Source organism: Aeoliella sp. (assembly GCF_965227375.1).
Taxonomy (GTDB): domain Bacteria; phylum Planctomycetota; class Planctomycetia; order Pirellulales; family Lacipirellulaceae; genus Aeoliella.
In genome coordinates this window covers 2,071,058-2,095,492 of sequence record NZ_CBDDFX010000001.1, presented here as the reverse complement: position 1 = coordinate 2,095,492, position 24,435 = coordinate 2,071,058, and the positions used below count along the sequence as shown (strand labels likewise).

At 60.1% G+C, this 24,435-nt stretch carries 21 protein-coding genes; 9 read left to right on the top strand and 12 right to left on the bottom strand.

Annotated features, from left to right (window positions below; translation table 11 throughout):
* Position 1 precedes the first annotated feature (1 nt).
* The 3 genes from ACQK2L_RS08520 to ACQK2L_RS08510 form a co-directional block, all read right to left on the bottom strand.
* Complete coding sequence (locus ACQK2L_RS08520) at positions 2–1,657, bottom strand: hypothetical protein (RefSeq protein WP_425396519.1); 1,656 nt, start codon at positions 1,655–1,657, stop codon at positions 2–4.
* A gap of 70 nt (positions 1,658–1,727) precedes the next feature.
* On the bottom strand, positions 1,728–2,366 hold the full coding sequence (locus ACQK2L_RS08515; protein ID WP_425396518.1) for an RNA polymerase sigma factor: 639 nt from the start codon (positions 2,364–2,366) through the stop codon (positions 1,728–1,730).
* A 249-nt stretch (positions 2,367–2,615) separates the two neighbouring features.
* Entirely contained in the window at positions 2,616–3,365 is a 750-nt protein-coding gene (locus ACQK2L_RS08510; protein WP_425396517.1) for a sugar phosphate isomerase/epimerase family protein, read from the bottom strand.
* 231 nt (positions 3,366–3,596) lie between these two features.
* On the opposite strand from ACQK2L_RS08510, the gene sppA reads away from it, so the two are divergent.
* Positions 3,597–4,655, top strand: a complete 1,059-nt coding sequence (gene sppA, locus ACQK2L_RS08505; RefSeq protein WP_425396516.1) for a signal peptide peptidase SppA — start codon at positions 3,597–3,599, stop codon at positions 4,653–4,655.
* Positions 4,656–4,870: 215 nt separating this feature from the next.
* Positions 4,871–5,920 carry a 23S rRNA (adenine(2503)-C(2))-methyltransferase RlmN gene (rlmN, locus tag ACQK2L_RS08500; protein ID WP_425396515.1) on the top strand — a complete coding sequence of 350 codons (1,050 nt, stop codon included), beginning with the start codon at positions 4,871–4,873 and terminating at the stop codon, positions 5,918–5,920.
* Positions 5,921–6,146: 226 nt separating this feature from the next.
* On the opposite strand, the gene ACQK2L_RS08495 is transcribed toward rlmN, so the two are convergent.
* The 4 genes from ACQK2L_RS08495 to folK form a co-directional block, all read right to left on the bottom strand.
* On the bottom strand, positions 6,147–7,085 hold the full coding sequence (locus tag ACQK2L_RS08495) for a S1C family serine protease (protein ID WP_425396514.1): 939 nt from the start codon (positions 7,083–7,085) through the stop codon (positions 6,147–6,149).
* Positions 7,086–7,351: 266 nt separating this feature from the next.
* Positions 7,352–8,638 carry a prolipoprotein diacylglyceryl transferase family protein gene (locus ACQK2L_RS08490; protein ID WP_425396513.1) on the bottom strand — a complete coding sequence of 429 codons (1,287 nt, stop codon included), beginning with the start codon at positions 8,636–8,638 and terminating at the stop codon, positions 7,352–7,354.
* A gap of 97 nt (positions 8,639–8,735) precedes the next feature.
* Positions 8,736–9,596, bottom strand: a complete 861-nt coding sequence (gene panC, locus ACQK2L_RS08485) for a pantoate--beta-alanine ligase (RefSeq protein ID WP_425396512.1) — start codon at positions 9,594–9,596, stop codon at positions 8,736–8,738.
* Between the two features lie 33 nt (positions 9,597–9,629).
* On the bottom strand, positions 9,630–10,406 hold the full coding sequence (gene folK, locus ACQK2L_RS08480) for a 2-amino-4-hydroxy-6-hydroxymethyldihydropteridine diphosphokinase (RefSeq protein ID WP_425396511.1): 777 nt from the start codon (positions 10,404–10,406) through the stop codon (positions 9,630–9,632).
* Between the two features lie 886 nt (positions 10,407–11,292).
* Here folK and hemE point away from each other — a divergent pair.
* The 3 genes from hemE (at position 11,293) to ACQK2L_RS08465 (ending at position 16,043) form a co-directional block, all read left to right on the top strand.
* Positions 11,293–13,215 carry a uroporphyrinogen decarboxylase gene (gene hemE, locus ACQK2L_RS08475; RefSeq protein ID WP_425396510.1) on the top strand — a complete coding sequence of 641 codons (1,923 nt, stop codon included), beginning with the start codon at positions 11,293–11,295 and terminating at the stop codon, positions 13,213–13,215.
* 34 nt (positions 13,216–13,249) lie between these two features.
* Complete coding sequence (locus ACQK2L_RS08470) at positions 13,250–15,007, top strand: hypothetical protein (RefSeq protein WP_425396509.1); 1,758 nt, start codon at positions 13,250–13,252, stop codon at positions 15,005–15,007.
* A gap of 778 nt (positions 15,008–15,785) precedes the next feature.
* Positions 15,786–16,043, top strand: a complete 258-nt coding sequence (locus ACQK2L_RS08465; protein ID WP_425397430.1) for a DUF3303 domain-containing protein — start codon at positions 15,786–15,788, stop codon at positions 16,041–16,043.
* A 16-nt stretch (positions 16,044–16,059) separates the two neighbouring features.
* On the opposite strand, the gene ACQK2L_RS08460 is transcribed toward ACQK2L_RS08465, so the two are convergent.
* From ACQK2L_RS08460 to ACQK2L_RS08445, 4 genes are all read right to left on the bottom strand, one after another.
* A complete protein-coding gene (locus tag ACQK2L_RS08460) occupies positions 16,060–16,611 on the bottom strand; it encodes a hypothetical protein (RefSeq protein WP_425396508.1) in 552 nt (183 codons plus the stop codon).
* A 17-nt stretch (positions 16,612–16,628) separates the two neighbouring features.
* Complete coding sequence (locus ACQK2L_RS08455; RefSeq protein ID WP_425396507.1) at positions 16,629–17,096, bottom strand: hypothetical protein; 468 nt, start codon at positions 17,094–17,096, stop codon at positions 16,629–16,631.
* A gap of 198 nt (positions 17,097–17,294) precedes the next feature.
* On the bottom strand, positions 17,295–17,924 hold the full coding sequence (locus ACQK2L_RS08450) for a hypothetical protein (RefSeq protein WP_425396506.1): 630 nt from the start codon (positions 17,922–17,924) through the stop codon (positions 17,295–17,297).
* Positions 17,925–18,175: 251 nt separating this feature from the next.
* Positions 18,176–18,421 carry a hypothetical protein gene (locus ACQK2L_RS08445; protein ID WP_425396505.1) on the bottom strand — a complete coding sequence of 82 codons (246 nt, stop codon included), beginning with the start codon at positions 18,419–18,421 and terminating at the stop codon, positions 18,176–18,178.
* A gap of 423 nt (positions 18,422–18,844) precedes the next feature.
* Between ACQK2L_RS08445 and ACQK2L_RS08440 the strand changes: the two genes are divergently transcribed.
* The 4 genes from ACQK2L_RS08440 (at position 18,845) to ACQK2L_RS08425 (ending at position 23,434) form a co-directional block, all read left to right on the top strand.
* Complete coding sequence (locus ACQK2L_RS08440) at positions 18,845–21,394, top strand: Tex-like N-terminal domain-containing protein (RefSeq protein ID WP_425396504.1); 2,550 nt, start codon at positions 18,845–18,847, stop codon at positions 21,392–21,394.
* An 86-nt stretch (positions 21,395–21,480) separates the two neighbouring features.
* Positions 21,481–21,960, top strand: coding sequence for a hypothetical protein (locus ACQK2L_RS08435; protein WP_425396503.1), 480 nt, complete (start codon positions 21,481–21,483; stop codon positions 21,958–21,960).
* Positions 21,961–22,042: 82 nt separating this feature from the next.
* Complete coding sequence (locus ACQK2L_RS08430; RefSeq protein WP_425396502.1) at positions 22,043–22,717, top strand: DUF4253 domain-containing protein; 675 nt, start codon at positions 22,043–22,045, stop codon at positions 22,715–22,717.
* Positions 22,718–22,867: 150 nt separating this feature from the next.
* Positions 22,868–23,434 carry a hypothetical protein gene (locus tag ACQK2L_RS08425; RefSeq protein ID WP_425396501.1) on the top strand — a complete coding sequence of 189 codons (567 nt, stop codon included), beginning with the start codon at positions 22,868–22,870 and terminating at the stop codon, positions 23,432–23,434.
* A gap of 6 nt (positions 23,435–23,440) precedes the next feature.
* Here ACQK2L_RS08425 and ACQK2L_RS08420 read toward each other — a convergent pair whose 3' ends face one another.
* Entirely contained in the window at positions 23,441–24,154 is a 714-nt protein-coding gene (locus tag ACQK2L_RS08420; protein WP_425396500.1) for a class I SAM-dependent methyltransferase, read from the bottom strand.
* Positions 24,155–24,435: the final 281 nt, after the last annotated feature.

Sequence of the window (24,435 nt, the reverse complement as noted above, 5' to 3'; positions counted from 1 at the left end):
TTTAGGGCATCGGCCCCTCTGGTCTCGGCGGAGGCGGACCATCTCGGCCGAAGGGTGGTCTACCCGGTCCCGGGCGTTCGCCATCGGGTCGATCGCTTCGAGGTCCTCGTCCGCGTTGCCCGCGTTCTCCCGGTGGCCCGTTTCCGCGTGCTCCCTCTCCTGGCGGCCCGTCCCCAGGCGGTCCGTCGCGGCGGCGGCCTCGCCATTCGCCACCACGCCCTCGACCAAAGCCTCGCATGAATTCTCCGAAGTCGCCCCGCATTCCTTCTTCTCCAACGACTTCCTTGACGTACAAGTGCTCGAGTTCCGCGAGCATTTCCTCACGGGGCATAGCGAGCAGTCGTTGGCGGGTATCGTCCGGTAGGTCACCGTTGATAAAGAACTCTTCCAGCGTTGCCACGTCCGGATTTCGTTGTCCTCGCGACGCATCGAACAACCACTTGGTCAGTCTCCGGGTCCGCAACAGCGGTTCGTCCTGCTGAAGCTGCGCCTGGGCCTTTTCATCCAGCGACTCGACTAATCGCTCTTCAATCGCCTGATGGTAGGCGGCAAAGCCGTCTCCCAACTTTTCGATGACGTCGTTTCGGCCAGTTGCCGCGATGAACATCGTCAGCTGCACCGGTCGGCGGGGACTCGACTTGCTGCAAGTGCGTAAACCTTCGACCACGCGAGCAGAAAAGCGTTCTCCCAGGCTGTCGGCCACCGGCAGCGATTCGACCATGGCGTGCCGCAGCTGGCGCATCGCGGAATCGTCGGCGATTTCGTCAATCGCCACGCGCAGCGCCCTGGCGTTGGCCGGCCTCAGACGCCAACGATCCTCCTTCATGTCCTGCTTGTGCATTTCGTTGGTCAGCGCAACACGCTCGACGGGATCTTTCAATCGGAGTTGCGCCTGCTGCATTTCGTCCTGCTGCGACACCCAGGCGTAGTAGGCCAACAGCAATGGCTGCAGCCGGTCGGCATCGGGGTCGGACGCCAGGGTAGCGTGCCAGCGGTTCAGATCGTCGCGCATTTCGGGCATGAAGCTCTGGTAGCGACGGTGCTTGCTAGCCAGGTCGGCGCGTTGGTCATCGCTGAGGCCGTCGACAAACTTCTTCCGCTCGGCGTAGCTGGCGGAGGTGACGGTGGCCAGCTCTGCGGCGTTCTGCTCGACCTCTTCGCCCCACTCGTCGAGCAACCAGTCGCCCGCCTCGGTGTCCAACATTTGCAGGAACTCGATGTCGCGGACTTCGGTGTAAGCGTCGAGTTCCAGGATCACCGGCAGGTTGGTGTAAAGGTCGCGATTACGATTCGGCGTGAGCACCAGCAAGGCGATGAAGCCCGCTGCGGCTGCCATGGCAACCATGCCGGCCAGTTTCAGCCAGCGGCTGCGTTGTCGCACCGGCAGCATGGCGGTTTCGTGCGCCAGTTCTTTCTTGGCCTCGACGGCCGCCATCTCGATGGTGGTCTGCGTGAAGCCTTCGTCCACGGTGACCTGCGGCAACTCGTCCAACGCGTTCCACACCCGGTCGAACTTCTGCAGTTCGTTGCGAGCGTGCTCGTCCGACTGGATGCGCGACTCCACCGACTCGCTTTCGGAAGCCGAAAGCTCGCCATCGAGGTACGCCACCAGCTCTTCGCTGAGGTGCTCGTCGGATTGTTTGCCGGGTTCGGACATTAGGAAAACTGCTGTTGGCTGTAAGCCGTAGGCTATAAGCTCTTCACGTTGATCTATGGCTAATAGCCACTTAGACCTTCAGTGCTTCACCTTGTTCTAAATACGGTTCCAGGACTTCTCGCAGGTTGGCTCGGGCTCGGGACAGGAGCGACTTGATCGCCTGGGGGGTCATGTCCATGATCTCGCCGATCTCGGCGTAGCTCAGTTGTTCGAACTTCGCCAACAACACCGCCATTCGCTGGCGTTCGTTCAGGGTCTCGATGGCCGTGCGCACTACTTCCGACATCTCCGACTTGTCGAGTTGCCGCGTGGGCATCAGCGCGCTGGCCGCCAGGGCCGTGTGCTCGATGGGGTTCGCGCCCGAAGCGTCGGGCGAGACAGGTGTGACGTTCACCTCCTTGCGACGCGACAGGGTACGTAGTGCGTTTGAGGCCACATTGTTGGTAATCGTAAACAGCCATGTCGAAAACTTCGACGCTGGCACGTATCGCTTCCTGGCGCGGTACACCCGCAGGAAGACGTCTTGCGCAAGGTCTTCGGCCATGTCGCGCCGGCCCACCAAGTGAGTGAGCACACCCACCACGCGGCTTTGGTACCGCCGCATCAATTCCTCGAACGCGTGCGCATCGTCGGCCGCGACGCGCAGCATGAGCCGCACGTCGGGGTCCGCTTGCGTGTAGCGATCGATAGTGGCCTGGCTTACGCTCAAAAAACCTCTCGGTGACAACTTCTCCGCCGGACCTGCCGGGCGGGTCCGCGACTCGAAAAACCAACGAAGGTCACTGTATCAGTTTATCCGCTCAGCCAGCCGAGGGCCAACGGACGATGGCTGTAATAAGAAACCCCGCGAAAGCAGGGAGGTTCTGGCCTCCTGGAATGCAAGCAGACCGGCCGAAAGACCGACGGGAGCTGGCTCCTCGGCCAATTGGCCACCGATTGGGCGAGATTCGATGTCGGCTTACAGCAAGCTGTCCAACAGGAGCCGCATTTTCCGCATTTCGCCGTGGTGGTCGACATCTTCGCTGGGCGTGATGTGCACCGACAGGGCGCGGTTGTACTTTTCCTTGGCCAGTTGCTGGACGAGTCGTCCATAGTCCACCTCGCCCTGGCCAACGCGGACCTGTAGATCGTTTTTGGTGGTGTCGCGCAGATGGACGTGCTGGGTGTACTTCATCAGCTTGTCGTAGTTCCGCCCTTGGTTGGGTCCGGCGATGTAGTGACTGGGGTCGAGCGCCAGGGCCAGGCCTTTCACGTTGTCGCAAATCACTGCGGCCGTGTCGGGGTCCTGGCTCATCGAGCCGATGGTGGTCTTCATGGCGACTACTGCTCCCTCGAACGCGGCAATCGCTACCATGCTCTTGAGCCGTTCGATCTCCTCGTTGAACGGAGTGCCCAACTCGGAGGAGGGAACCACCAAAGTGACCACCTTGATGGCTTTGGCCAGTTTGCAGCAGGCGGCGAACTGCTTGTAGTAGTCGTCGCCGGTGGCCTCGATCTCGATCGACAGCGCGGCGATATGCATGCGGTGCGTGTCGCCACAGGTCTGAACCGCGCGTTCCAAGTCGGCAAGCACCTCGCTGGGCTTCATCCACCCGTCGGTCTCGTGCAGCGTCAGCTCGACCCCGGTGTACTCCAGGTCGACCAGTTGCTGTAGCACCTCGCGCGGGCCAAGTTCGGGAAAACACTCGGTGGAAGCACAGATAAACACGTTGCCAGTCCTTTGTCGCCAGTGGTGCTTGCAGATGCGGCCGAGCCGCGTCAACGGGCTTACTGTACCTGTTTGCCGGCGGAATTGGCAACACCCATCGCCGGAGCAGGCACGCTTTGTCTGCCGCCCCGCGCGCCCTAGAATAGTGGATCGCCGCGCGGGCGTGCTAGCGGTTGCGGCCGCCAGCGGTGTCGCGCCCTGCCCGCTCCCCCCTGCCCCGAGGTGATTTCCATGTCGACCGCCGACCCCACGCCCACCCCACCCCAAATCGTCATTCAGCAGAAGGAAAGCCTATTTGGCCGGTACGGAAAATTCCTGATCGCCGCACTGGTGTTCAGCATTCTGGTGACCATCAGCACGCGGTTGGCCTACAACAGCTACCTCAACCCCTCCACAGGGCCGCAGGAAAGTTACCTCGCCGGCAATGAGAGCGCGGTGCACAAAGTTGCGGTTATCAACGTCACGGGAACGATCTCTGAAGCGGATACGTTCGTCATGGATCAGATCGACCGCGTGCGGAAAGACGAAAACGTGGTGGCCGTGGTGCTGCGGATCAACTCACCCGGCGGCACCGTCACTTACAGCGACTACCTGCACCACAAGCTCCGCCAACTAGCCGATGGCACTATCCGCACGGGCAAGGTCGAGGGCAAAGAGCTGCCGATCGTGGTCAGCATGGGCAGCGTCTGCGCCAGCGGAGGCTACTACCTGGCTTCGGCCGTGGGCGACACGCCCGACAGCATCTTTGCCGAGCCGGCCACCATCACCGGCTCGATCGGCGTGATCATTCCGCACTACGACTTCTCGGGAACGTTGGAAGACTGGAATATCAAGGACGATTCGATCGTCAGCCATAAACTCAAAGACATGGGCAGCCCCACCAAACCAATGACTCCCGAAGAGCGCGAAATCTTCCAAACGCTGGTCGACGACATGCTGGCGGAGTTCAAGGAGAAGATCAAAGACGGCCGGCCCGCCTTCAAGGCGAACCCCGAGGACCTCGACGCGGTGGCCACCGGGCAGGTATTCACCGCCCAGCAAGCCAAGGAGTTGGGCCTGGTGGACCAGGTCGACTACCTCGATGCCGCCCTGGCCCGCGCCGCCGATCTGGCGGAGAAGGACATGAAGACGGTCCGCTGCGTGCAATACAAGAAGCCCCCCGCGCCGCTCGACGCGTTGTTCGGCTCGGTCAAAGCTCCGCAGCAACCGGCGATCGACCTCTCATCGCTTAGCGAACTGGCCACGCCGAAGGCGTATTACTTGTACGCGTGGGTGCCAGGGATGGAATAGTTGCAAGTTCTGGCGACAACTCGAAGAGGGTCTCCCTTTGTGTCATTTCGAAGGGAGTCCAGCGACCGAGAAATCTAGTTTGGACAAGATACAGCTTTGCAACACGTAAGAGGTTGGTACTCCAAGCACCCCATGTGGCAGCGTGGCCGTTGCAAAGCAACGTAGATTCCTCAGTCGTGAAACTCCTGTCGGAATGACGCGAAACTCGATCCCCCATGAATTCTTCTCACCTACTCGACGACATCGACAACCAACTCGCCGAGTGGTGCGCTGCGCGGAAGCTTCCCAAGTTCCGCGTCAAGCAAATTCGGCGCTGGTTGTTCGAGGGACGAGCGGGCGACTTTCAGGCGATGAGCGACTTGCCGCAGAAGGTTCGCGACGAGTTGGCCGAGTCGTTCACGCTGTGGACCAGCACCATCGCCAAGCACACCACCGCAGACGACGGTACCGAGAAGCTGCTACTCTCGCTTGCCGGCGGGGGGCAGATCGAGTGCGTGCTGCTGCGCGACAAGGTGCGCCGCACGCTGTGCATCAGCACTCAGGTGGGCTGCGGCATGGGCTGCGTGTTCTGCGCCAGCGGCCTCGACGGCGTGGATCGCAACCTCACCACTGGCGAGATCCTCGAGCAGGTGCTGCTGCTGCAGCAGCTGTTGGATCCCCAGGAACGGCTCAGCCACATCGTGGTGATGGGCATGGGCGAGCCTTTGGCGAACCTGCCCGCGCTGCTGCCGGCTTTGGATCAGATCGCCCGCGAAGACGGGCTGGGCATCAGCCATCGGCGGATCACGGTTTCGACGGTCGGGCTGCCCAAACAGATCCGCCGCTTGGCCGAACTCGACACTCGCTACCGCCTGGCCATCTCGCTGCACGCGCCGAACGACGAGTTGCGGAATCAGATCGTGCCGGTGAACGATAAGATGCCACTCGGCGACATCCTCGACGCGGCCGACTATTACTTCGAACACAGCGGCCGGCGACTCACTTTCGAGTACGTGCTATTGGCCAAGTTGAACGACCGCCCGGAACACGCGCATCAGCTGGTGAAACTGCTCGCGGGACGCACCGCCCTGGTGAACGTGATCCCCTACAACCCGGTCGCCGGCTTGCCTTACGGCACGCCATCGAGCGAAGCGCAGCAGACGTTCCGTTCGATTCTCGAAAGTGGCGGGCTGGCCGTGCGGTTCCGCCATCGCAAAGGCGACAAGATCAACGCCGCTTGCGGGCAATTGCGGCGCAGTTCGGGGCTGACGCAAATCGACAAGTGAGCCGAACGGGCAAGCGTCGGGTGCCTGGGGACGAGTGCAACGAGCCCCCAGCAAACAGATGTATCGAACTGGGGGCTCGCGGAGCTCGTCCCCAGCCACCCAAGGCTTCACTCTACGCGCACAAAAAAGTCCGAACCGCGCCCGCGGGTGAGGTGGGCACGGCTCGGAGCAAAGGTACCGCCTGATTGTCTTCAATTATACCGTCGAGCGATGGCTACGTGTGGTGTTACCTTAGCTCGCCCTCGTTCGTCCGGTCGCGCATCTGCTGTTGCAGTTCGCGCATCCGCTGCTCCATCTCCTCCAGCCGTTGATGCAAGTCGCCCTGCATGTCCGGTTTGAATTCGAAGTGCTGCACATCGTCGCTGCCGCCGTGGAGCATACGTTCGACCATCGGCCGCAGGTCTTCAGGCAGTTGGGCAAGCGACTCGGGATCGTCGCCTTCGATCTCCCATTTTTCATCGCCGCGCTGGACAGTTATCTTCGCGGGCCCATCGCCCTGCCTCTGGACCTGCACCGACACGTTGCCGGGAACCTGATTCAGGTTGAATCCGGGACCACCAAACATGGGGAAGTCCTCGCCATGCGGCATCAATCGGCCGAAGCCTGGCCGAGCCACGTTGTCGGATTGCGGGCGCTCGGCCGGAGTGACCCACACGGTCTGTGGCTGGTTGTGGCGAATCACTTCCAGCGTGAACTGCGACATCTGGTCGCCCGAGTGCTCGTTCACCACATTGATCAAGTCTTCCAGGTCGTGCAGATCTTGGCCGTCGGCCGAGACCAGAATGTCGTACGGCTTCAAGCCACCTTCGTCGGCGGGGCTGCCATCGAACACCGCTTGCACCACGAGGCCAACCCCATCGGGCAGGTCGACGTGCGATCGGAGCGCGGCATCGACTTTCTCAGCGGCCACACCAATGTAGTAAGGCGACACCGGCCGGCGCTGCCGCGCCAGGTCGTCGGGATTGCCGGGCAGTAGCCACTGGCCCATCCGCCCGCGGAACATATCGGGCCGGGGGTTCAACTCACCGGGCAGTGGGTCCTTGGCCGCAGCCCCGGGACCAACTTGGATCACGGTGCCTTCGTCGTCGGCGGTGGCATCCTGAGCCTTCGAGGCATTCAAGATCATGCCGACCGCCAGCAGGCCACCTGCAAAAGCGATTGCCATTTTCTGCCACGCAAAATTCATCGGTCTCCACTCCTGACAAATAAATGCGACCCTCGCGCTAATCGCCGAACACCAAGTGACGACCCAGAAACAGGGACTATCGTCTCTCGATTGGCGCGCGAGGGTCCTTGGGAAGGAAAATAATTGTGAAACTCCAACCGACTCGGCCGGCCCATAGGCAGATTGGGCCGGCTGGTCGGTTCCAGGTGCCATCCAGCTGATTTCAGCTCACCTAGAAATCTATACGCAGGCCGCCCGCGGGGGGTTCACGCTGGAGAAAATTCTGCTTTGGGCGGGTCGAATTGCCGCTCGCGGGGCTGCCGCGACAGGTACCCCCACAGAAGGAGGGCCGCTGCTAGCAGCACCAGGCTCACGTTTTGCGAAATGCTGAGTCCCGTACCGAAAAACGATGATTCGTCGATGCGAATCCGCTCGAGCAGGAATCGTGCCACTGGGTACACGGTGATCAACAGGGCGAAGACCTCGCCGTCGCGCCGGCGATACGGGTAGTAGCTCCACAGCAGCCAGGCCAACAGGCCCGCGTTCACCGCGCTGTAAATCTGGGTGGGATGCACGGGCAGGCTTCTCGGCGGCAGGGTCACTGCGGACAACACCACTTCCGGCTTGTCCTGAAACCTCACCGGCAACGTGTGCCCTTCGGCCAAAGCGGCCTCGAATATGCTGGCCGCCATCGTCGCGCTGGTCACTTGGTGCCCAGCCAGGCTCTCGACCACATCGCCCACCTCCGCGCCCGCTTTGGCGGCAGGGCTGCCGGGCAGCACCAGGGCGACTTGCACCTGGCCATCTTTCTCCGCCAGGTGCATTCCGAAGAAGTCGCCACCATCGACCTGAGCCTTGTACGGCGGGCTGTAGCCTACCGATCCCTCTTTGGGAAATGTCACCGCCCACGGCACATCGGCCACGCCACCGAAGCAACACCCGTTGAGCAAACAGCCGATGCGACCAAACGCCAGGCCCACCACCAGGCTGGGCGCGATCAAGTCGGCCATGGCCAGCGTTGGCAAATGATGCCGCCGCACGAAGATCAAAAAGGCCACCGTCGCACCGACCAGCGCCCCGTACACCACCAAGCCTCCGTTGACGTACTTGACGGCTTCAATCAACGCTTGGCCACGTTCCAAGTGGGAGAAGTTGGACTCCCAATACTCCACCACGTAGAACACCCGACCACCGACGATGCCCAACAAGAACATCCAAAAAGCGAGCGAGAACAACAGATCGGGATTCAGCCCCGCCTGCCGCATCCGCACGTACGCCAAACCAAGCCCCGACGCACCCGCGGCGATTAACATCAACCCGTATCCGCGAATCGGAAAGCCATCGGGAAATACCCGCGGCAAGAACACGATGCCGCCGGCCAGAATCGCCAACACCGGCAGCGAGGTCAAAACGTCCTGCTTGCCACCGTCGCGTTTCAGCGCCCACGCTGCCCAGATGGCTGCGCCCACCACCAAGATGGCTAACAACAGCCCAAACCCGAACAGCGGCACACCAAACAGGTGCGATGGAACGTGGAACAGAGTGGAACACATGGCGGGAACGTGGCGGCGAAGGGTCAAGATCGTTGGTGAATGACCAAGTTCGATTGACCAATGACCAACGCGTTATAAGGGAAGCGTTGCCAGACTTTTACCCGATCTGCATGTTATCGATCAATCGCGTTTGGCCAACTCGCGCGGCGATGAGCACCATCGTCTCACCGGCAATCGTCTCCACGGCTTCGACCGTACCGGCACGCACGAAGGCGATGTAGTCGACGTCGACGCCGCCCACCTCTGCTAAGTGCGACTCCATGGCCCTGCGCAACGTGGCGACGTCCCGCTCGCCACGATCGACCATTCGCCCGGCCAGTTGCATGCTAGCACTCAGCGCGGTGGCCCGTTGCCGCTGGTCCTCGTCGAGGTAGGCGTTGCGCGAACTCATGGCCAGACCATCCGACTCACGAACGGTCGGGCAGACTACCAGGTCGGTCGGCACGTTGAGGTCGCGGATCATTTGGCCCACTACCAGTGTCTGCTGGTAGTCCTTCTGGCCAAAGAACGCCGCATCGGCTGGCACCAACGACAGCAACTTCAGCACCACGGTCGCCACCCCAGCAAAGTGCGTCGGTCGCCGCTCGCCTTCGTAAGGTAGCGCGACGCTGCCCACGTCGATCGACGTCTCGAAGCCATCGGGGTACATTTCTTCGACCGATGGTGCGAACACGTAGTCGCAACCGTGCTGGGCCAGCTTCGCTGCGTCGGAGTCGAGTTCGCGGGGGTACCGCTGGTAGTCTTCATGCGGCGCGAACTGTGTGGGGTTCACGAACACAGTCACCACCACCAAGTCGCAATGCTCGCGCGCGGCGTCCACCAGACTCAGGTGCCCCTGGTGCAACGCACCCATGGTGGGCACCACGCCGACTCGGCGGCCCACACGCTGTGCGTCGTGAACCACTTGGCGAATGTCCTCGCCTGTGCGAACGATCGTGGGGGAGGTAACTGTCTTCATAGCCGGCCTGCAGGAACTTCGAGCGCCTGTATTCTACCCCGCGAGGTCGTCGCGACCCAGGTCCGGCCACAAGCAACGCAGTGCCGCCCTGGTATCAAACAGTGCCTCTTCGCGAAGGCCCGCCTTGAGAGTTAGGGTCGGAAATCCCGCTTTCAGCCGACTGCTTGGCGTATGGAGAAAGATGGCCAGCCGCGGTTGGTCGATGCTGGACGGTTGGCCGACGGATAACACGACTCGATCGTCCTCTTCCAGGGCCACTTGCACCCTGGGATCCAATCGAGCCAACTGGCGCGCGTGCCAGCTCCGATCGTGCGACAGGCCTCCATACAGCAAAATGGCGTCGTTGCCTTGGTGCAAACGGTCAGCCAGTTCTTGCAGCGTGGCTTCCAGCTTGGGATGCTGCCACTGGCCGGCAATCTCGACCGCGGGGTCCAACATGAACGGACGGAAGCTCATCCGCGGGTGAGGAATCGACAACAGCGGCGACTGGATCACCCGCTCTTCGATTAACAGGATATCGAGGTCCAGAGTCCTCGGTCCCCAATACTCGTCGCGGAGCCGACCGAAATCGTGCTCGATATTGTGCAACGTGGTGAGCACTTGCCGCGGCGAGCTATCGACTTGAACCCGCGCCGCCGCGTTGGTGAACCCACCCTGCCCTGCAGGACCACCCACGGGTGCGGTAGAGTGCAACGAACTGGCCGCCAGCAGCGAGAAGCCCTCGGTCGCGTCCAGCCGCTCGAGCGCACGCTCCACAGACGCTTGGCTGTCGCCCAGATTGGAGCCAAGGGCGACGAGTACCTCGGGCATGGCTAATGCTTCGTCAAACGAATCTTCTTGGCTAGTGATCTCGACGAACGTCTGAACGATGCGAACGACCTTGCGATCACTCTGAGGAAAGTTCAGCTTGGCGAAATATCCTAGGCCGGTAAAAACAAAGCCGGCTGGCGCAGAGCACCAGCCGGGCGAGTCACTTATAAAATAGGGGGAGGGTTTCCTGGGCCCACGACAGGTGCCGTCTACGTCGATCCATCGGTCTAGCTCCCCGTTTATGGTCGGGTGCGTTGTAGCAAAACAACGGGGAGGTGACGAAACGCCTGAAACACCGCTCGAGTCGTTCGAGCATTACCTGTCGGCACAAGTCGAAGCCCATATGCTAGCACTCACCCAACGCCACAGGCCTCACAAGCAACGGCCCGCAAGTGGTTGTTTAAGTGCGCACTCAAACAACAGTGGGTAAACCAGCTCGTTAAAAAAACACGCAACCGCTGAGAGTCCCAGCTCAGCGGTCGAATAGGTATGGGAGACTTGCCCCGAACGAGTCTTGACTGCCCTGCGGGCAGCAAAGACTGACTTTTTGTGTTTCAATCTCAGTTTGCGGGGGACAAAATTACGACTATTTCAAAGCTGCAAACTACTATTCATGTCCACCGCGACTGCTATTGTGCTGAGTCGAACAGAAATGTCAACAACCCAATACGACTATTTGTGGATGCACCAGTTTTCCACATCGCTTGTCGACTTTTTCGCACCAATCGATACGCAGATTGTGCGCAATTGTGCCATGTGATTTGGCACATCGAGGGCGTGGTTGCGCTTCGGTGACTCACCTACAATGATAGTCGACCGTCGATAAGCTGGTGGCTCGAACACTCCCAATCAACCACTTCTACACATCCGTCAACCGATTTAACCAATGCCCGATGACAATCGCGACTTCGACGGCCTGCGCGTCGCTTCGCTGGAAAGCAGGCGCGCAGACGATATTGCGCGAATGATCGAGCGAGTTGGTGGACACGCGTACGTTAGTCCCTCCATGCGCGAAGTCCCTCTGCCCGATTCCCGCGACGCAGTTGAGTTCGCCAATCGTCTGATCACTGGGCAGATCGACGTGTTCGTGTTGCTCACGGGTGTTGGCACGCGGCATTTCGTCAACGCGGTCGAACGTCATATCGGTCGCCAACGTTTGATCGACGCGCTCAGCGACATGACCACGGTTGTTCGAGGACCCAAACCAACTGCTGCGCTAAAGGAACTTGGCATTACACCAACCGTTCGGGTTCCCGAGCCCAACACCTGGCGCGAGCTGCTGACCACGCTCGACACGGAGCTACCGGTTGCCAACCTGGTGGTGGGCTTACAGGAGTATGGCACCACCAACCCCAGCCTGATCGCGGGGCTCGAAGCGCGAGGCGCCAAGGTCGATCAGCTGCAAGTCTACACTTGGGACTTCCCCGAAGACATCGCGCCGCTGGAAGCCAACGTACGGCGAATGGCCGCCGGCGAGTTGGACGTCGTGATGTTCACCTCCGCCAACCAGGTGCACCACCTGATGAAGTTGGCCGACGACCTGGGACTTTCCGAAAAGGTCCAGAATGCGGCGCGACAGATGATGATCGCTTCGATCGGTCCCACCTGCAGCGACGCGCTGCGCGAGCACGCGCTGGCGGTTGACTTCGAGGCTTCGCCACCCAAGATGGGCATCCTGGTAAACCATGCCGCCAAAGCTGCGCACGATGTGCTGGCGCGCAAGCGGCGCGTCGCCACGCTGTCGACACTCACCGCGCCCAACGATACCGAAGCGAAGCCGTACGACCAGAGCGCGTTCATGAAAGCGTGCCGACGCGAACCGACCGACTACACGCCGGTGTGGCTCATGCGGCAAGCGGGCCGATACATGGCCGAGTATCGCGAAGTTCGCGCGAAGGTGGGCTTCCTCGAACTGTGCCGCAACCCACAACTGTGCAGCGAGGTGATGTGCACTGCGGTTGAGTTCCTGGGCGTCGACGCGGCGATCATCTTCTCCGATTTGCTCCCCATCCTCGAGCCCATGGGCCTGGACCTCGAGTTTGCCAAGGGCGACGGCCCCGTGATTCATAATCCTGTCCGCGAAGCGGCCGACGTCGATCGTGTGATCGACCTGGAGAGCGCCGATTCGCTGCACTACGTGATCGAAACCGTCGCGCAAACCCGCGCCGACCTGCCCGACCACTTGCCGTTGATTGGTTTCGCCGGCGCTCCGTTCACGCTGGCCAGCTACGCCATCGAGGGCGGGGCGAGCCGCAACTACCTGCACACCAAGACCCTCATGTATCGCGACCGCGGCGCGTGGGACGCGCTGATGGGGCGGCTCGCGCGTTCGGTGGCCGTGTACCTCAACGCCCAAATCGCCGCTGGCGCACAGGTGGTGCAACTGTTCGACAGCTGGGTCGGCTGCCTCGGCCCCACGGACTACAACACGTTCGTCGCGCCACACGTCAAGCAGCTCATCGAAAGCCTCACGCCAGGCGTGCCAGTCATCCACTTCGGCACCGGCAACCCGGAACTTCTGGTGCCGATGTCCCAAGCCGGCGGCCACGTCGTGGGCGTCGACTGGCGAATCGATCTCGATGAAGCGTGGCAGCGCATCGGTCACGACCGCGCGGTGCAAGGCAACCTCGACCCACTGGTGCTACTAGCCGACCGAGAGACACTCCGCGCCCGAACCCAGCAAGTCCTCGACCAGGCCGCCGACCGCCCGGGGCACATTTTCAATCTCGGGCACGGCATCCTTCCGCAGACTCCGCCGGACAACGCGAAGGCGCTGGTGGATTTGGTGCATGAGTTGAGTGCACGGTGAGCCGTCGGCCCAAGAGAGGAGCAAGAGAAACGTCATGCGGATAGCATTGGCTCTTTTGGCCGTTGGTTGGATCGCTGGCTGCTCTAAACCGGAGAGCGACTTAAACCCGTCCATATCCCATGAAGTAATAGCGGAAATTCCTCCGCCGGAACTCGCTGCGGAAACGTTCGCGGCAGTTCTCAAGGAGCATTTTCTGTGGGATACGCCAAGTGACCTAGATTCAATTCGACTCTCGAGTACTCTCGAGAAGGACGTCATACTTGGAAACCTCGCGCATCTCCCCAAGTTGGAGAAGATAACATTTCGAGAAGTTCCGCTTTCCAAAACGGATCTCACCAAACTGGCTCCTTTTAGGAACGTGACGCAGATCGAACTTGCTGGCTACGACCACGTGAGCACCGACCTTCTCTCCTCCATACCGTCGGTAACACAACTTGAGTTCTCCCAGTGCGAGTTCGTCCCTTGGGAACGCATCCACGACACCTGTGGCCAGAAGCTCCAGCATCTCGAAGTAAGCCGCTCGCCCATTGATGGAGACGGCATAGCTTCCCTTTCGGCTATTGCAACGCTTGAGTCCATCGGCTTCTACGACTCGAGGCACATTGACGAGACCGCGTTGTCCAGCCTATCGAAACTGAAATCTCTGAACTCGCTTACGGTTGTCAACTGCGATGAAGTGCAAGGTGCTTTTCTATCCGAGATTCAAGGTCGCCTGGAGCTAGATGAGTTTACGTTTACTGGCAGTCTCGCGCCAGCGGAGGCGATACATCTTGGAAAGATATCAAGCCTACGCCGCATTCAAGTGAACAGTGAACAGGAATTGCCCGTTGAGTGGTTTCGTTCGATCTCTCGAGGATGTCAGCAACTGCAAAGCTTGGTGCTGCACTACCAAGCGCTCGACAAAGAGAAGATTGACTACATCAGCTCACTGCCTTTGCTGAAAGAACTGCAGGCCTGTAGTAATGGTCAGGTCCCCGATTTCAGCTTTGGTGGTCCGAGCGTGCAAGCCGACGTGGGCTCCCTGGTAAGCATTTCGCGGCTAGAAAATCTCGAAACGCTGCATCTGTCTCGAGGCTACCGCCTGGGGGCATCTGATGGCGAGGCGATTGCATCTCTTCCAAAGCTGAAAGAGCTAGTTCTGTGGCATGTGCATCTCGAGCCGGGATCGCTGGCAGATCTAGGACGCCTAGAGAACTTAGGCTCACTTGACATCTACAACGGCGCATCACTCTCAACCGCCGATGCCAAAGCGATAGGTGCGTTGCCCAATCTGGAAACACTGAAACTCAGGGAGTGCCGCAAGGGCGCCGGCGCGGACTTTTCGCACCTCAAGAATTTGAAGAAGCTTCGCACTCTCGACCTCAGCGGGATTCATGGCCTTAGCGACGGCGATATGTCCATGGCTCAAGGAATGGTTAGCCTCGAAAAGTTAACACTGGAACGCAACTCCGGTGTGAGCGACGCAGGCATCGCCAAATGGCATCAAGCCACCAACCTGAGGGAGCTGTGGATACAGAAATTGAACATGGATGGATCCGGCTTTATCGGTTGGCCCTCTAGTCACGGAATCGAGTCCATCTATATCGAAGGCACGTCCATTGACGACGACGGGCTCAAGGCGCTGAGCCGCCTGCAAAACGTCCAAAGCCTGGACATCCGCCTGCAAACGCTGTTGGGCTGGGACATTCGAGTAGATCTCTGTCTTCGCCAAAACCCCTTCGTTACAGTTCCTCCACCTCTTTGGGAATTACGTTACCACGCGAGAGAATATGAACAAGCTGGTAGCAGCTAAACCTGAACTGGGCGAGCCCTGTAAAGTTGCCGAGTAATGCGGACATCCAATTGCCGAATCAGCGTCGGTCAACAGTTTTGACGCTACTTGATCTTTGAATCGCGATATCGTTTTACGGTGCAACTACACTGAGTGAGTGAGCGGCCTTCTTGTGAATCTTACCGATGTCGAAAAGTCACTTTTGCTTGCTACCTACTTTCGAGGAAACACTCTGGAACAAGAGCGTTGGACATCAAGTTCTGATCAGATCGTTACGCTTTCTTTGTTTTACACTCGCGACCTTACCTTCCACGAATGTGAAAGTCGCTTCAGCAGAGAAGGATACGTCGGCGACCTATATGTTGAAGGCGGAGAATTGAGTCCTTTGGTGGCTAGTCGATACGGTGACTTGATCGAACTATTGCGGAATCACCCGGACCTCATCCTAGGAGGTGGCGACTTTGACAGTCCCGCGGATCCTACTTTCACTGCCTGCAAGCTCACGACTGATGGCAATCGATTGGCATTGAGCTTCGCCGACCTATTCCCAAGCAAGCCAGACTTTCCCAATTGGCCTGACAAAAGAAACCTCCCAGAATAATAGCGGCGATGCCGCTGGGTGGTTCTTCGATACACCTACACGCCCGCCAGCGTCGTCGGCTTGGCGATAGCTCTAGCGATACTTGCGTCGAAATCAATCCATGGAACAAGCAGGCGGGAAAGCGAATCTCTGGTACACTCTGGGCTGCGGCCAGGTACTTCACTCTACTGCGTTCGGAGGAGGCTCACCGTGCAATTCATGATCTCTTACAAAATCAGCCCCGAGCACCGCGACGCGTCGCAAGAGCGCTTTCGCACGATGGGCGAGGGACGTCCCGCGGGCGTCAAGGAACTCGGGCACTGGCAATCGGTCACGCAGCTCGAAGGTTGGGCGCTGGTCGAGGCCGACGATTCCCAAGAGCTGTTCAAGGCGCTCCGCGTGTGGACGAATCTGAACGTGAACCAAATCACGCCGGTGCTGGATCAAGCGGGGTTGGAGAAGGCGATTGGGGGTTAATCCACGCTCCCTCGACTCACCAGGCGGGCGCAGCATTCAGCACCATGTCGTCGTAGCGGCGCAGGTCAGCCGCTTCCTCATCGTCGAACCAATCGCGAATCAGTCGCCACACGCGAACCGCCCGTGCGGGGTCACGTAGTCGGTCGGGTTCGAAGCGCGCCCAGTTCATCAAAAAATGCAGCTTCACCGTATGCGACTGCTCGCCGCAAGTAACGGTCATCGTTTGCTCGCTGCCACTTGAGACAAGCTCACCGTACTCGTCATCCAAGGCAAAGAAGTCTTGTTCGATCAACAAATCGCGAAGCTCTTCGACCTGACCACGAGTGATCTGAAACACGCGACTATTATCGCTCGGATACCCCCCGATATTGAGATGGACGATACGATCCGCATCCAATTCCAACGACCACGACTCTCCTTCTGCAAAACTACCGACGTTCTCCAGTTTGACCGTGATCGGCCCCTTGAGAGGCCCACCACGAGTCGGCGGGTTCTCTTGGGTGCATCCCAGGGAAACCAGTGCTGTGATGCAGAGGATTGCAAATCGATTGGGAGAAAGAGTGTTCATCGAAAGCCCTAACGGCCTCAATCCATACTCCGCATGGCCAACTCCGCAATCTCTGCCGAAGTTGGCTCGCGATCTTGAGGTAACTCTGGCACTAGATCGGGCCAGTAGATAAGGTCGGACCCACTAGGATGCTTGCAATTAGCCAAGAAGACCTCCATGTAAAAATCGCATGCTTCGCGACAATCAATGACGCGTTCGACGATCTCTGTCATCTCGGCAACGGTCAACTCTGGATCCGAGTGCAGTTTTTGACACCACAAGAGACGACGCACATAATCCTCGTGCTCTTCACCACCATATATGCCTTGCAGTTCCTCGAAAGCAATCGAAGTTCCAGCCAGGCGATTGAATTCTGCCAGTTTCTCTTCCCACTCACCTGCCGCCGCACCATCAATAGCACTTGCCAACTTAGCGAGACGCGCGACGAGTGATTCGTCGAGTTCAATTGGCGTTAGTTCTGGGCGGAGTTCCATGGCAAGGTTCATGCTTGCTTCAGTATGAGCGCTACGCAAGATTGCTTCGCGTACTATACCCTGTAGGCGCATTGCGTTGTGCGAAGAAATCGTGGGCCTAGCGCACCAAAAAACCGACCGGCCCTCTTGCGAGTGCCGGTCGGCTTGGTGGTTTCGGTGTCGGCGAGTCGTTCGCCGTCTGCCCCGAGTCTTCTTGTCGTGCGTCTCGCACTATTCGCCAATCTTCAGCAGCTTTCCGAACTGCTTGAGCGATTGGGAGTTAACTTTCAGGCCGTTGTTGGCTGAAAGGTTGTTATTGTTGGTCACCGACTTCGAGGTGATCGGGCCGGGGACGCCGATCGGCATCGGAGCAGGTTGGACGGGCGGCTGCACGAACTTCTGCGTCACGGGAGCCGACTTCGGAGTGATCGGGCCGGGCATCGGGCCGGGGCCGCCGCCCAGGAACGCCGAGCGGTAAACCACTGCGCCGCTGCGAATGTCGCGGATGGCCAGGGTCACGTGCCCGCCCTGGTACACGGCCTGCGTCAGGGCCTGATTCCACGCACCGTGGTAAGTGAGCGGCATGCCGTTCATGGCGAGGATCGTATCGCCCGGCTCCAGGCCCAAGTTGCGGGCGATGCCGTGGCAGTTGACGAAGGTCACTCGCTCGCCGACTCCGCTGAGGTTGTAGCTCTGGAAGCCAAACTTCGGCAGATAAATCGGATTGGTGATCGGAGGCTGAATCGCCGGGGCGACATTCCCGCCAACCAGGTACGCTTTCGGCTTGGCCGAGGCGTCGGTGGCCAGCAATGCGGCGAGGGTCAAAGCAAACGCGGTGGTGAGGGTGGTCGTGCGTGTCATGGTTGGGTCTCCCAATTCAGGATGTTGCGGGTTGTGGTTTCCGGCTTGGCCGGTCATGCCAAACCAATAAGGCAACCACAGTGCCAGCAACACCAGCTGGGAGACCAGAATACACGCAAGTCGTTTATTTAAAACGACTTACAAAAACACACAGAATTGGCACGCGCCGCCATTTAGACACGCGATGCACTTCTAGTGCACTCATTTTGACTGCGCCGCCAACCACTCTGAGACCCACGAGGGCCCTGAAATCAGGCGGGGCGGTTGAAGAACCGGTAGGCCACGAGCACTTCGTACAGATCGGCGGAGACAGTCACTTCGTCGTCGGCGAAGTCCGCGAGCCAAGTGCGGCGACTAGCGTAGGCATCGGCCAACAGAGGGATGATCTCCTCGGCCTTCACGGTCACCGTATCCTGCTCGCAAAGGCGATTTTCATCGGACTCAGGCGTATTCGCGGTGTCGGGTCCGTGATAGACTCGCAGTCGTGTGGCGTTCATGGGTGTGATCCTTCACAACATCAATGGGGGGAGAAGAGAGCCAGATTCGTTCCGGCTCGTTCTTCATCGGGATTCCACCCTGGGCAGGTTTAACGCATATGGCAAAATGAATCGCTTTTGCGGAAATCTGCTTTCGCGACCGCTGGCGCTGCTGTCACGATTTCTTGACAGCGCGGGTCTGGGCAAACCACAATGCTCGACAGCGCTTCCAGTTGATAGCATCGTTAACTATGACGCGGCTTGATGTAGATGGACCTTTTTTGATTGAATCCACCCTGCTAGCAAACCTCCACCATCCATCGGTCGCATAGATAAGTCCGTTGATAACACCGCTACCATCTCCCGTTTCGAGCCCGCTTCCAGCGTGGCTCCCAGGTCGCCCATCACGGCGACAAGCGTCGATTTGCTGACGCAAGGCTTTTCATGGATTCACCGCTTGTAATCGACTTCGCCCGGGTAGCTCGTAAGACGAAGCTACCTGCCGATCAGGTGCGCGCCACGGTCGAGCTGCTCGACGATGGCAACACAATTCCCTTCATCACGCGCTATCGCCGCGATCAGACCGGCGGGCTCGACGAGGAGCAGATCGAACAGATCCGCGCCGCGGCCGACGAACTGCGCCAACTCGAAGCGCGCAAAGGCACGATTCTTCGTTCGCTCGAAACGCAGAACAAGCTGACCGAGGAACTGCGCAAGCAGGTCGAGACGGCCGAGACGCTCAGGCGGCTCGAGGACCTGTACCTGCCGTTCAAGCCGAAGAAGCAATCGCTGGCCTCCAAGGCACGCGAGCAAGGCCTCGAACCGCTGGCCGACGAGATCAGCGGCGAACTGTCCGCGGCCATGGACCTCGACGCCCGCGCGGCCGACTTCGTGAACGAAGACAAAGGCATCAAGGAAGCCGCGCTCGCCTTGGTGGGCGCGGGGCATATTCTGGCCGAGCGGTTCAGCGAGTCGGTGGAGCTCCGCCAGCGCGTCCGCAAGTTGTTCCGCAAGACTGCCAAGCTCACCTCGACCAAGATCTCCGACGACCACAAGAAGAACCCGCTGTTCAAGGACTACTTCGAGTACCGCGAACCCGTTACCAAAGTGCCGCCGCATCGCGTGCTGGCCATCAACCGTGGCGAGAAGGCCAAGGTGCTGCGGGTGGGCATCGAGTCGGACACGGCGGCGATTGAGCAGTTGGCCATCGAGCTGATGGTGCGGCCCGACCACGCGCACGCCGATTTCCTCAAGGGTTGCGTGCGCGATTCGCTCGAGCGACTGGTGATTCCCTCGCTGGAACGCGAAACTCGACGCGAGCTGACCGACAAGGCCGAAACACACGCGGTGGAGGTGTTCGCCCGCAACCTCAAGGCGTTATTACTGCAGCCGCCCGTGCCGGGGCGTCGCGTGTTGGCGATCGATCCGGGCTACAAGAACGGTTGCAAGCTGGCGATGATCGACGAGCACGGCAATCTGATGGCCCTGGGGCTGGTGAACATCACCGGCTCGGAAGAAAAAACGGCCGAAGCCCGCGCGCAGTTGCTCGAGGTGATCCGCGAGCACACGCCGAACGTGATTGCCATCGGCAACGGCTCGGCCTGCCGCCCGACGGAGAACATGGTGAGCGATCTGCTCTCCACCGACCTGGCCGACACCGAAATCCAGTACGTGATCGTCAACGAGGCGGGCGCGAGCGTCTACTCCACCAGCGCTATTGGTCGCGAGGAGTTTCCCGAGTGCGAGGCGATCGACCGCAGCGCGATATCCATTGGCCGGCGCTTGCAGGATCCGCTGAGCGAGTTGGTAAAGATCGACCCGGCCAGCATCGGCGTGGGCTTGTACCAGCACGACGCCAAGCCGGCGCACCTGAAAGAGACACTCGACCAGACGGTCCAATCGTGCGTGAGCTTCGTAGGCGTCGACGTCAACACGGCCAGCGCCGCGCTGCTTCGCAACGTCGCGGGACTCAACCAACTCGTCGCGCGGCGAATCCTCGAACACCGCACCGAGCATGGTCCATTCAAGTCGCGTTCGTCGCTGCGAGACGTCAAAGGACTGGGCGAGGCAACCTTCGTGCAAGCGGCCGGCTTCTTGAAAGTCGACGAAGGCGAGAACCCGCTCGACACCACTTGGGTGCACCCGGAAAGTTACGAAGCGGCTACCAAGTTGCTTGCCGAGTTGGGCATCGCACTGGAGCAAGTCGGCAAGCCGGGTTGGGCCTCGACGTTCGCCGAGTCGCTGAAGGATCGCGACCGCGCGGAGCTGGCCACCAAGCTGGAACTGGGCGAGCACGCTTTGGGGCAGTTGATCGAAGCGCTCGAACGGCCGGGTCGCGACCTGCGAGCCGACTTGCCGCCGCCGGTGTTTCGCCGCGACGTGGTGAAGCTCGACGACCTGGCAGTTGGCATGCAACTGCGCGGCACGGTGCTCAACGTGGTCGACTTCGGCGCGTTCGTCGACGTGGGACTGTCGGACAGCGGACTGGTGCACGTGAGTCAGTTGCAGAACGACTTTGTCCGCGATCCGCACGAAGTGGTTTCGGTGGGCGATCAGGTCGATTGCTGGGTCACGGCCATCGACACCGACCGCCGCCGCGTGGCATTGACCATGATCGAGCCAGGCACCGAGCGCCCGAAGCCCGAGAAGACCTCGCGTCGCAAACCACGCCGGCGGAGCAAACCATCGTCGGGCGAAGGGGAGCAAGCCTCCCAGAAGCCAGAAGGCGAACGTCCACCCCGCGCGAAGCGCGACGACCGCGGAGGTCGAGGCGAACGCCGCGAACGGGGCGGCAAGCGGGGCCGGCGGAGCAATCGGGACGAACGCCCCCGCGAACGGCACGGTTCGTACGAAAAACGAGCCAAGCGTGAGGTGGTTCCCATCACCAAAGAGATGGAAGAAGGCAAGGAAGCCATGCGCAGCTTCAGCGATCTGCTGCAATTCGTGAAGAAGAAGGACGATGACCAGTCCGACGAGGGCGGCCAACAGAACTGATGCGCCTAGTCGGCGCTCTGGTAAGTGCGTAGAATTGCAGTCTCACCAACTAATCGCTGCACGCCGATCGCTGAGTGCCACCCGTCATGGATTTTCGCAAACGCCTGCAACTCGCTGCCGACCGAGGAATGCGCACGCGCAGCGAGCGCGAGAAGCGAGAAGCCGCAAAGGCGTTCAGCGAAGAAGAGTACCGCCGGCTGCATTCGAACTATCGCCTGGAACTTTCTGATCACATCGAAGCGTGCCTCGGACAACTTGCCGATAACTTCCCGGGCTTCAAATACGAAACGCTGGTGGGCGAGAGTGGCTGGGGCGGCGCGGTGAGTCGCGACGACCTGGAGATCGTGGCCGGCAAGCGTCGCAACGCGTATAGCCGTTTGCAGGTCTTGGTGGGCACCCACAACTCTTATCACGTGTTGGAGATCTCCGCCAAAGGCGCGGTCCGCAACAAAGAGAACTTCAACCGCCAGCACTACACCAAACTGGACGACGCCGACCTGGACGATTTTCGGCAACTCATTGAACGCTGGGTGCTCGACTACGCAGAGCAGTACGCAGCGGGTTAGAGTTGATACACAGGTCGGTCGCCAAACATTAGACGGCGCACTCGTCGTCAAAGAGGCTCGTTCGAAACCTGTGGGGGCAGGCATGGAGTATTCCACGCTGGAGATTGCGGGTGCTCAAGCCATTGAGCTACTCGAACTGAAGCGCGAATCGTACCGCAGCAGTGGCGAATACCCCTTTCTGATCGGTGACGAAGACACGCTGCTGTGCCTGCAGGCGATCGCCAACTTCGAGGGCCGCGCGCCGAGCGAGATTGTTCAGCGTTCGCTTTCATTGGACCTGGCCAATTGGATGTCGACGCGGAGGGAAGAGCAAGAGTTGTACTCGTTCGACGCCGAGCAGGTGCTAGGCAGTTGGCCCGATCAAACGGCTGCGCCGGGTGCCATCTCGTTGCACCGAGACGAGGCGACGAACAGAACGAAGCCAAAGGTGCAAATGGGGTTCGCTCAGATTGACCAGCCGTGGCACTTGCCAGCCATGTTGCGATTCGGCAACTGGAACGACTGCCCCGACGCCGTGGTGCACTGTGCTTTCTTTGCACGCTGGCAACGATTGTTTGGCGCGGAGATCGCTGCCGCGTCGAGCGACACGCTCGAATGCATTGTGAACCGTCCTCCCCAGGACAAGGAAGCCGCCCTGGCTTTGGCTTGGGAGCAGTTTTGGTACTGCGGCGATGTAGTTCACCAGAGATGCGATTCGATATCCAAACTCGCGGCTCAGTTGCTAGAATCGAACTACTGGCGCTTCTGTTGGGATTGATAACGATCCCCAACCAACATGGTTTTCGACTGAAGTGTGCGCGATCTCGTTGCACGATTCCCGAATTCGTCGGGGAGATATGGAACTCGGTCTCGTACGGCACGTCCTACTGGGAGTCGGAAACTCTCAAAGCTCGAAAGTCGCCCCATCATGAAACGCTTACGCTTGGCCTCGACGATTCTGTTTGGTGTTGCCACCGCGGTGCTGCTGGTCATATGGATTCGGAGCTACTACGCGGCCGATCGACTGGAGGGTTGGGCGCCGGGGGGCGATTCGTTGATCGTCGCCAGCAAACAAGGCGGGGTGGCCGTGATGACGTTTGAGTGGAAAGGCCCTGCTGGCGACTGGAAGTGGCAACTCAAGAGTCGCGCGGTCGACGATACCAGTTCGTTTCCCGCCGACGACATGTCGCAGCACACCGGACGCGGCGGGTTCGGCGAACTCGACTACGCAACGTACGTCGTGTCGCCCACGTTGGAGCGAGGCGACGGGGTGGTGATGATGGGCGAAACCTACTGGCTCCGCGGCAATGGATTCATCGTGCCCTACTGGTCGCTGGTGCTGGTGGGCTCGGCGCTGGCGCTCGCCACCCGCTGGCGAGGCCGGTTCACCGTGCGCGGGCTGCTGATTCTGCTGGCCGTGGCTGCGGTGGCAATCGTGGGCGTGAAGTTTATCTTTACCGGCGAACCGGAAGTCGAAGAAGTGCCGCTGCCGTAAGACGCGCTACGGCTTCTTGCCTGCTGGCTTGCGGAACACCAGCAGGTAGTTTTCCTCTAGCGCCTTGAGCTGTGGCTCGTCGGCTAGTTCGAAACCGGTGGAGAGGATCTCCTCTTTGAACACCTCCTTGCCAGCGCGAACGTGACTGAGCGTCCACTCGCTGCTGATACCTTCCTCGCGAATGAAATCGACCACCACCAACCGCCCGCCGGGACGCAGCGCCTTGAGGATCGAGGCGATCGTCTTTCGCGGATGTTCGAAGTGGTGGTACGTGTCGCACACGAAGGCCACGTCGATCGACTCGGCGGGCAGGTTCACCGAGTCCTCGTCGCACAGCACCGGTGTGATGTTGTCAATGCTGGCCGCCTGAGCGCGGTTGGCGATGTGCTCGATGAACTTCGGCGCGATGTCGACTGCGAACACCCACCCCTCTTCGCCCACCGCGTCGGAGAACAGCACCGTGAACAGCCCGGTGCCCGCTCCCACGTCCGCCACCCGCATGCCGGGCTTCAGGCCAATGGCATCGAGGATCTGGTTCCGCGCTGCGTAGGCTTCGCGCCCGTCGCGCTCGAACCGCTCGGTCCACTCTTCGGGGTTCATCTCCGGATCGAGGAACCTGTCGTTGATCCCCTCGGGCAGCGCGACCGCCGCTGGTTGGGCGAAGGTGCAGGTACTGGAAATGCAGGCGGCTACCCAACAAAGGAATAAGAAGCGTTGCATGGCTCGGGAAGTCGGGGGTGGGAGGCTGTGGGGTGTGCGCCCTCATTAGAGCAGAGCCGTGGTCGCGGTGCACGCCTCATGGAGAAGCGTTGAGCGCGAATCCATAGGTCAGCAACATAGACCCGGCGTTTACGCCGGGTTGGCTCGCGGAACCAACTTCTGCGGTCGAGGAACCGGCACTCCATCAGCCGGAGTATGCCCGAGACCGCAATGAGGCCGCGTCTCAAGTCTCGAAACTCCGTGACTCACTGCTGGTCATATGTGGATGGCGTGGACGGAAT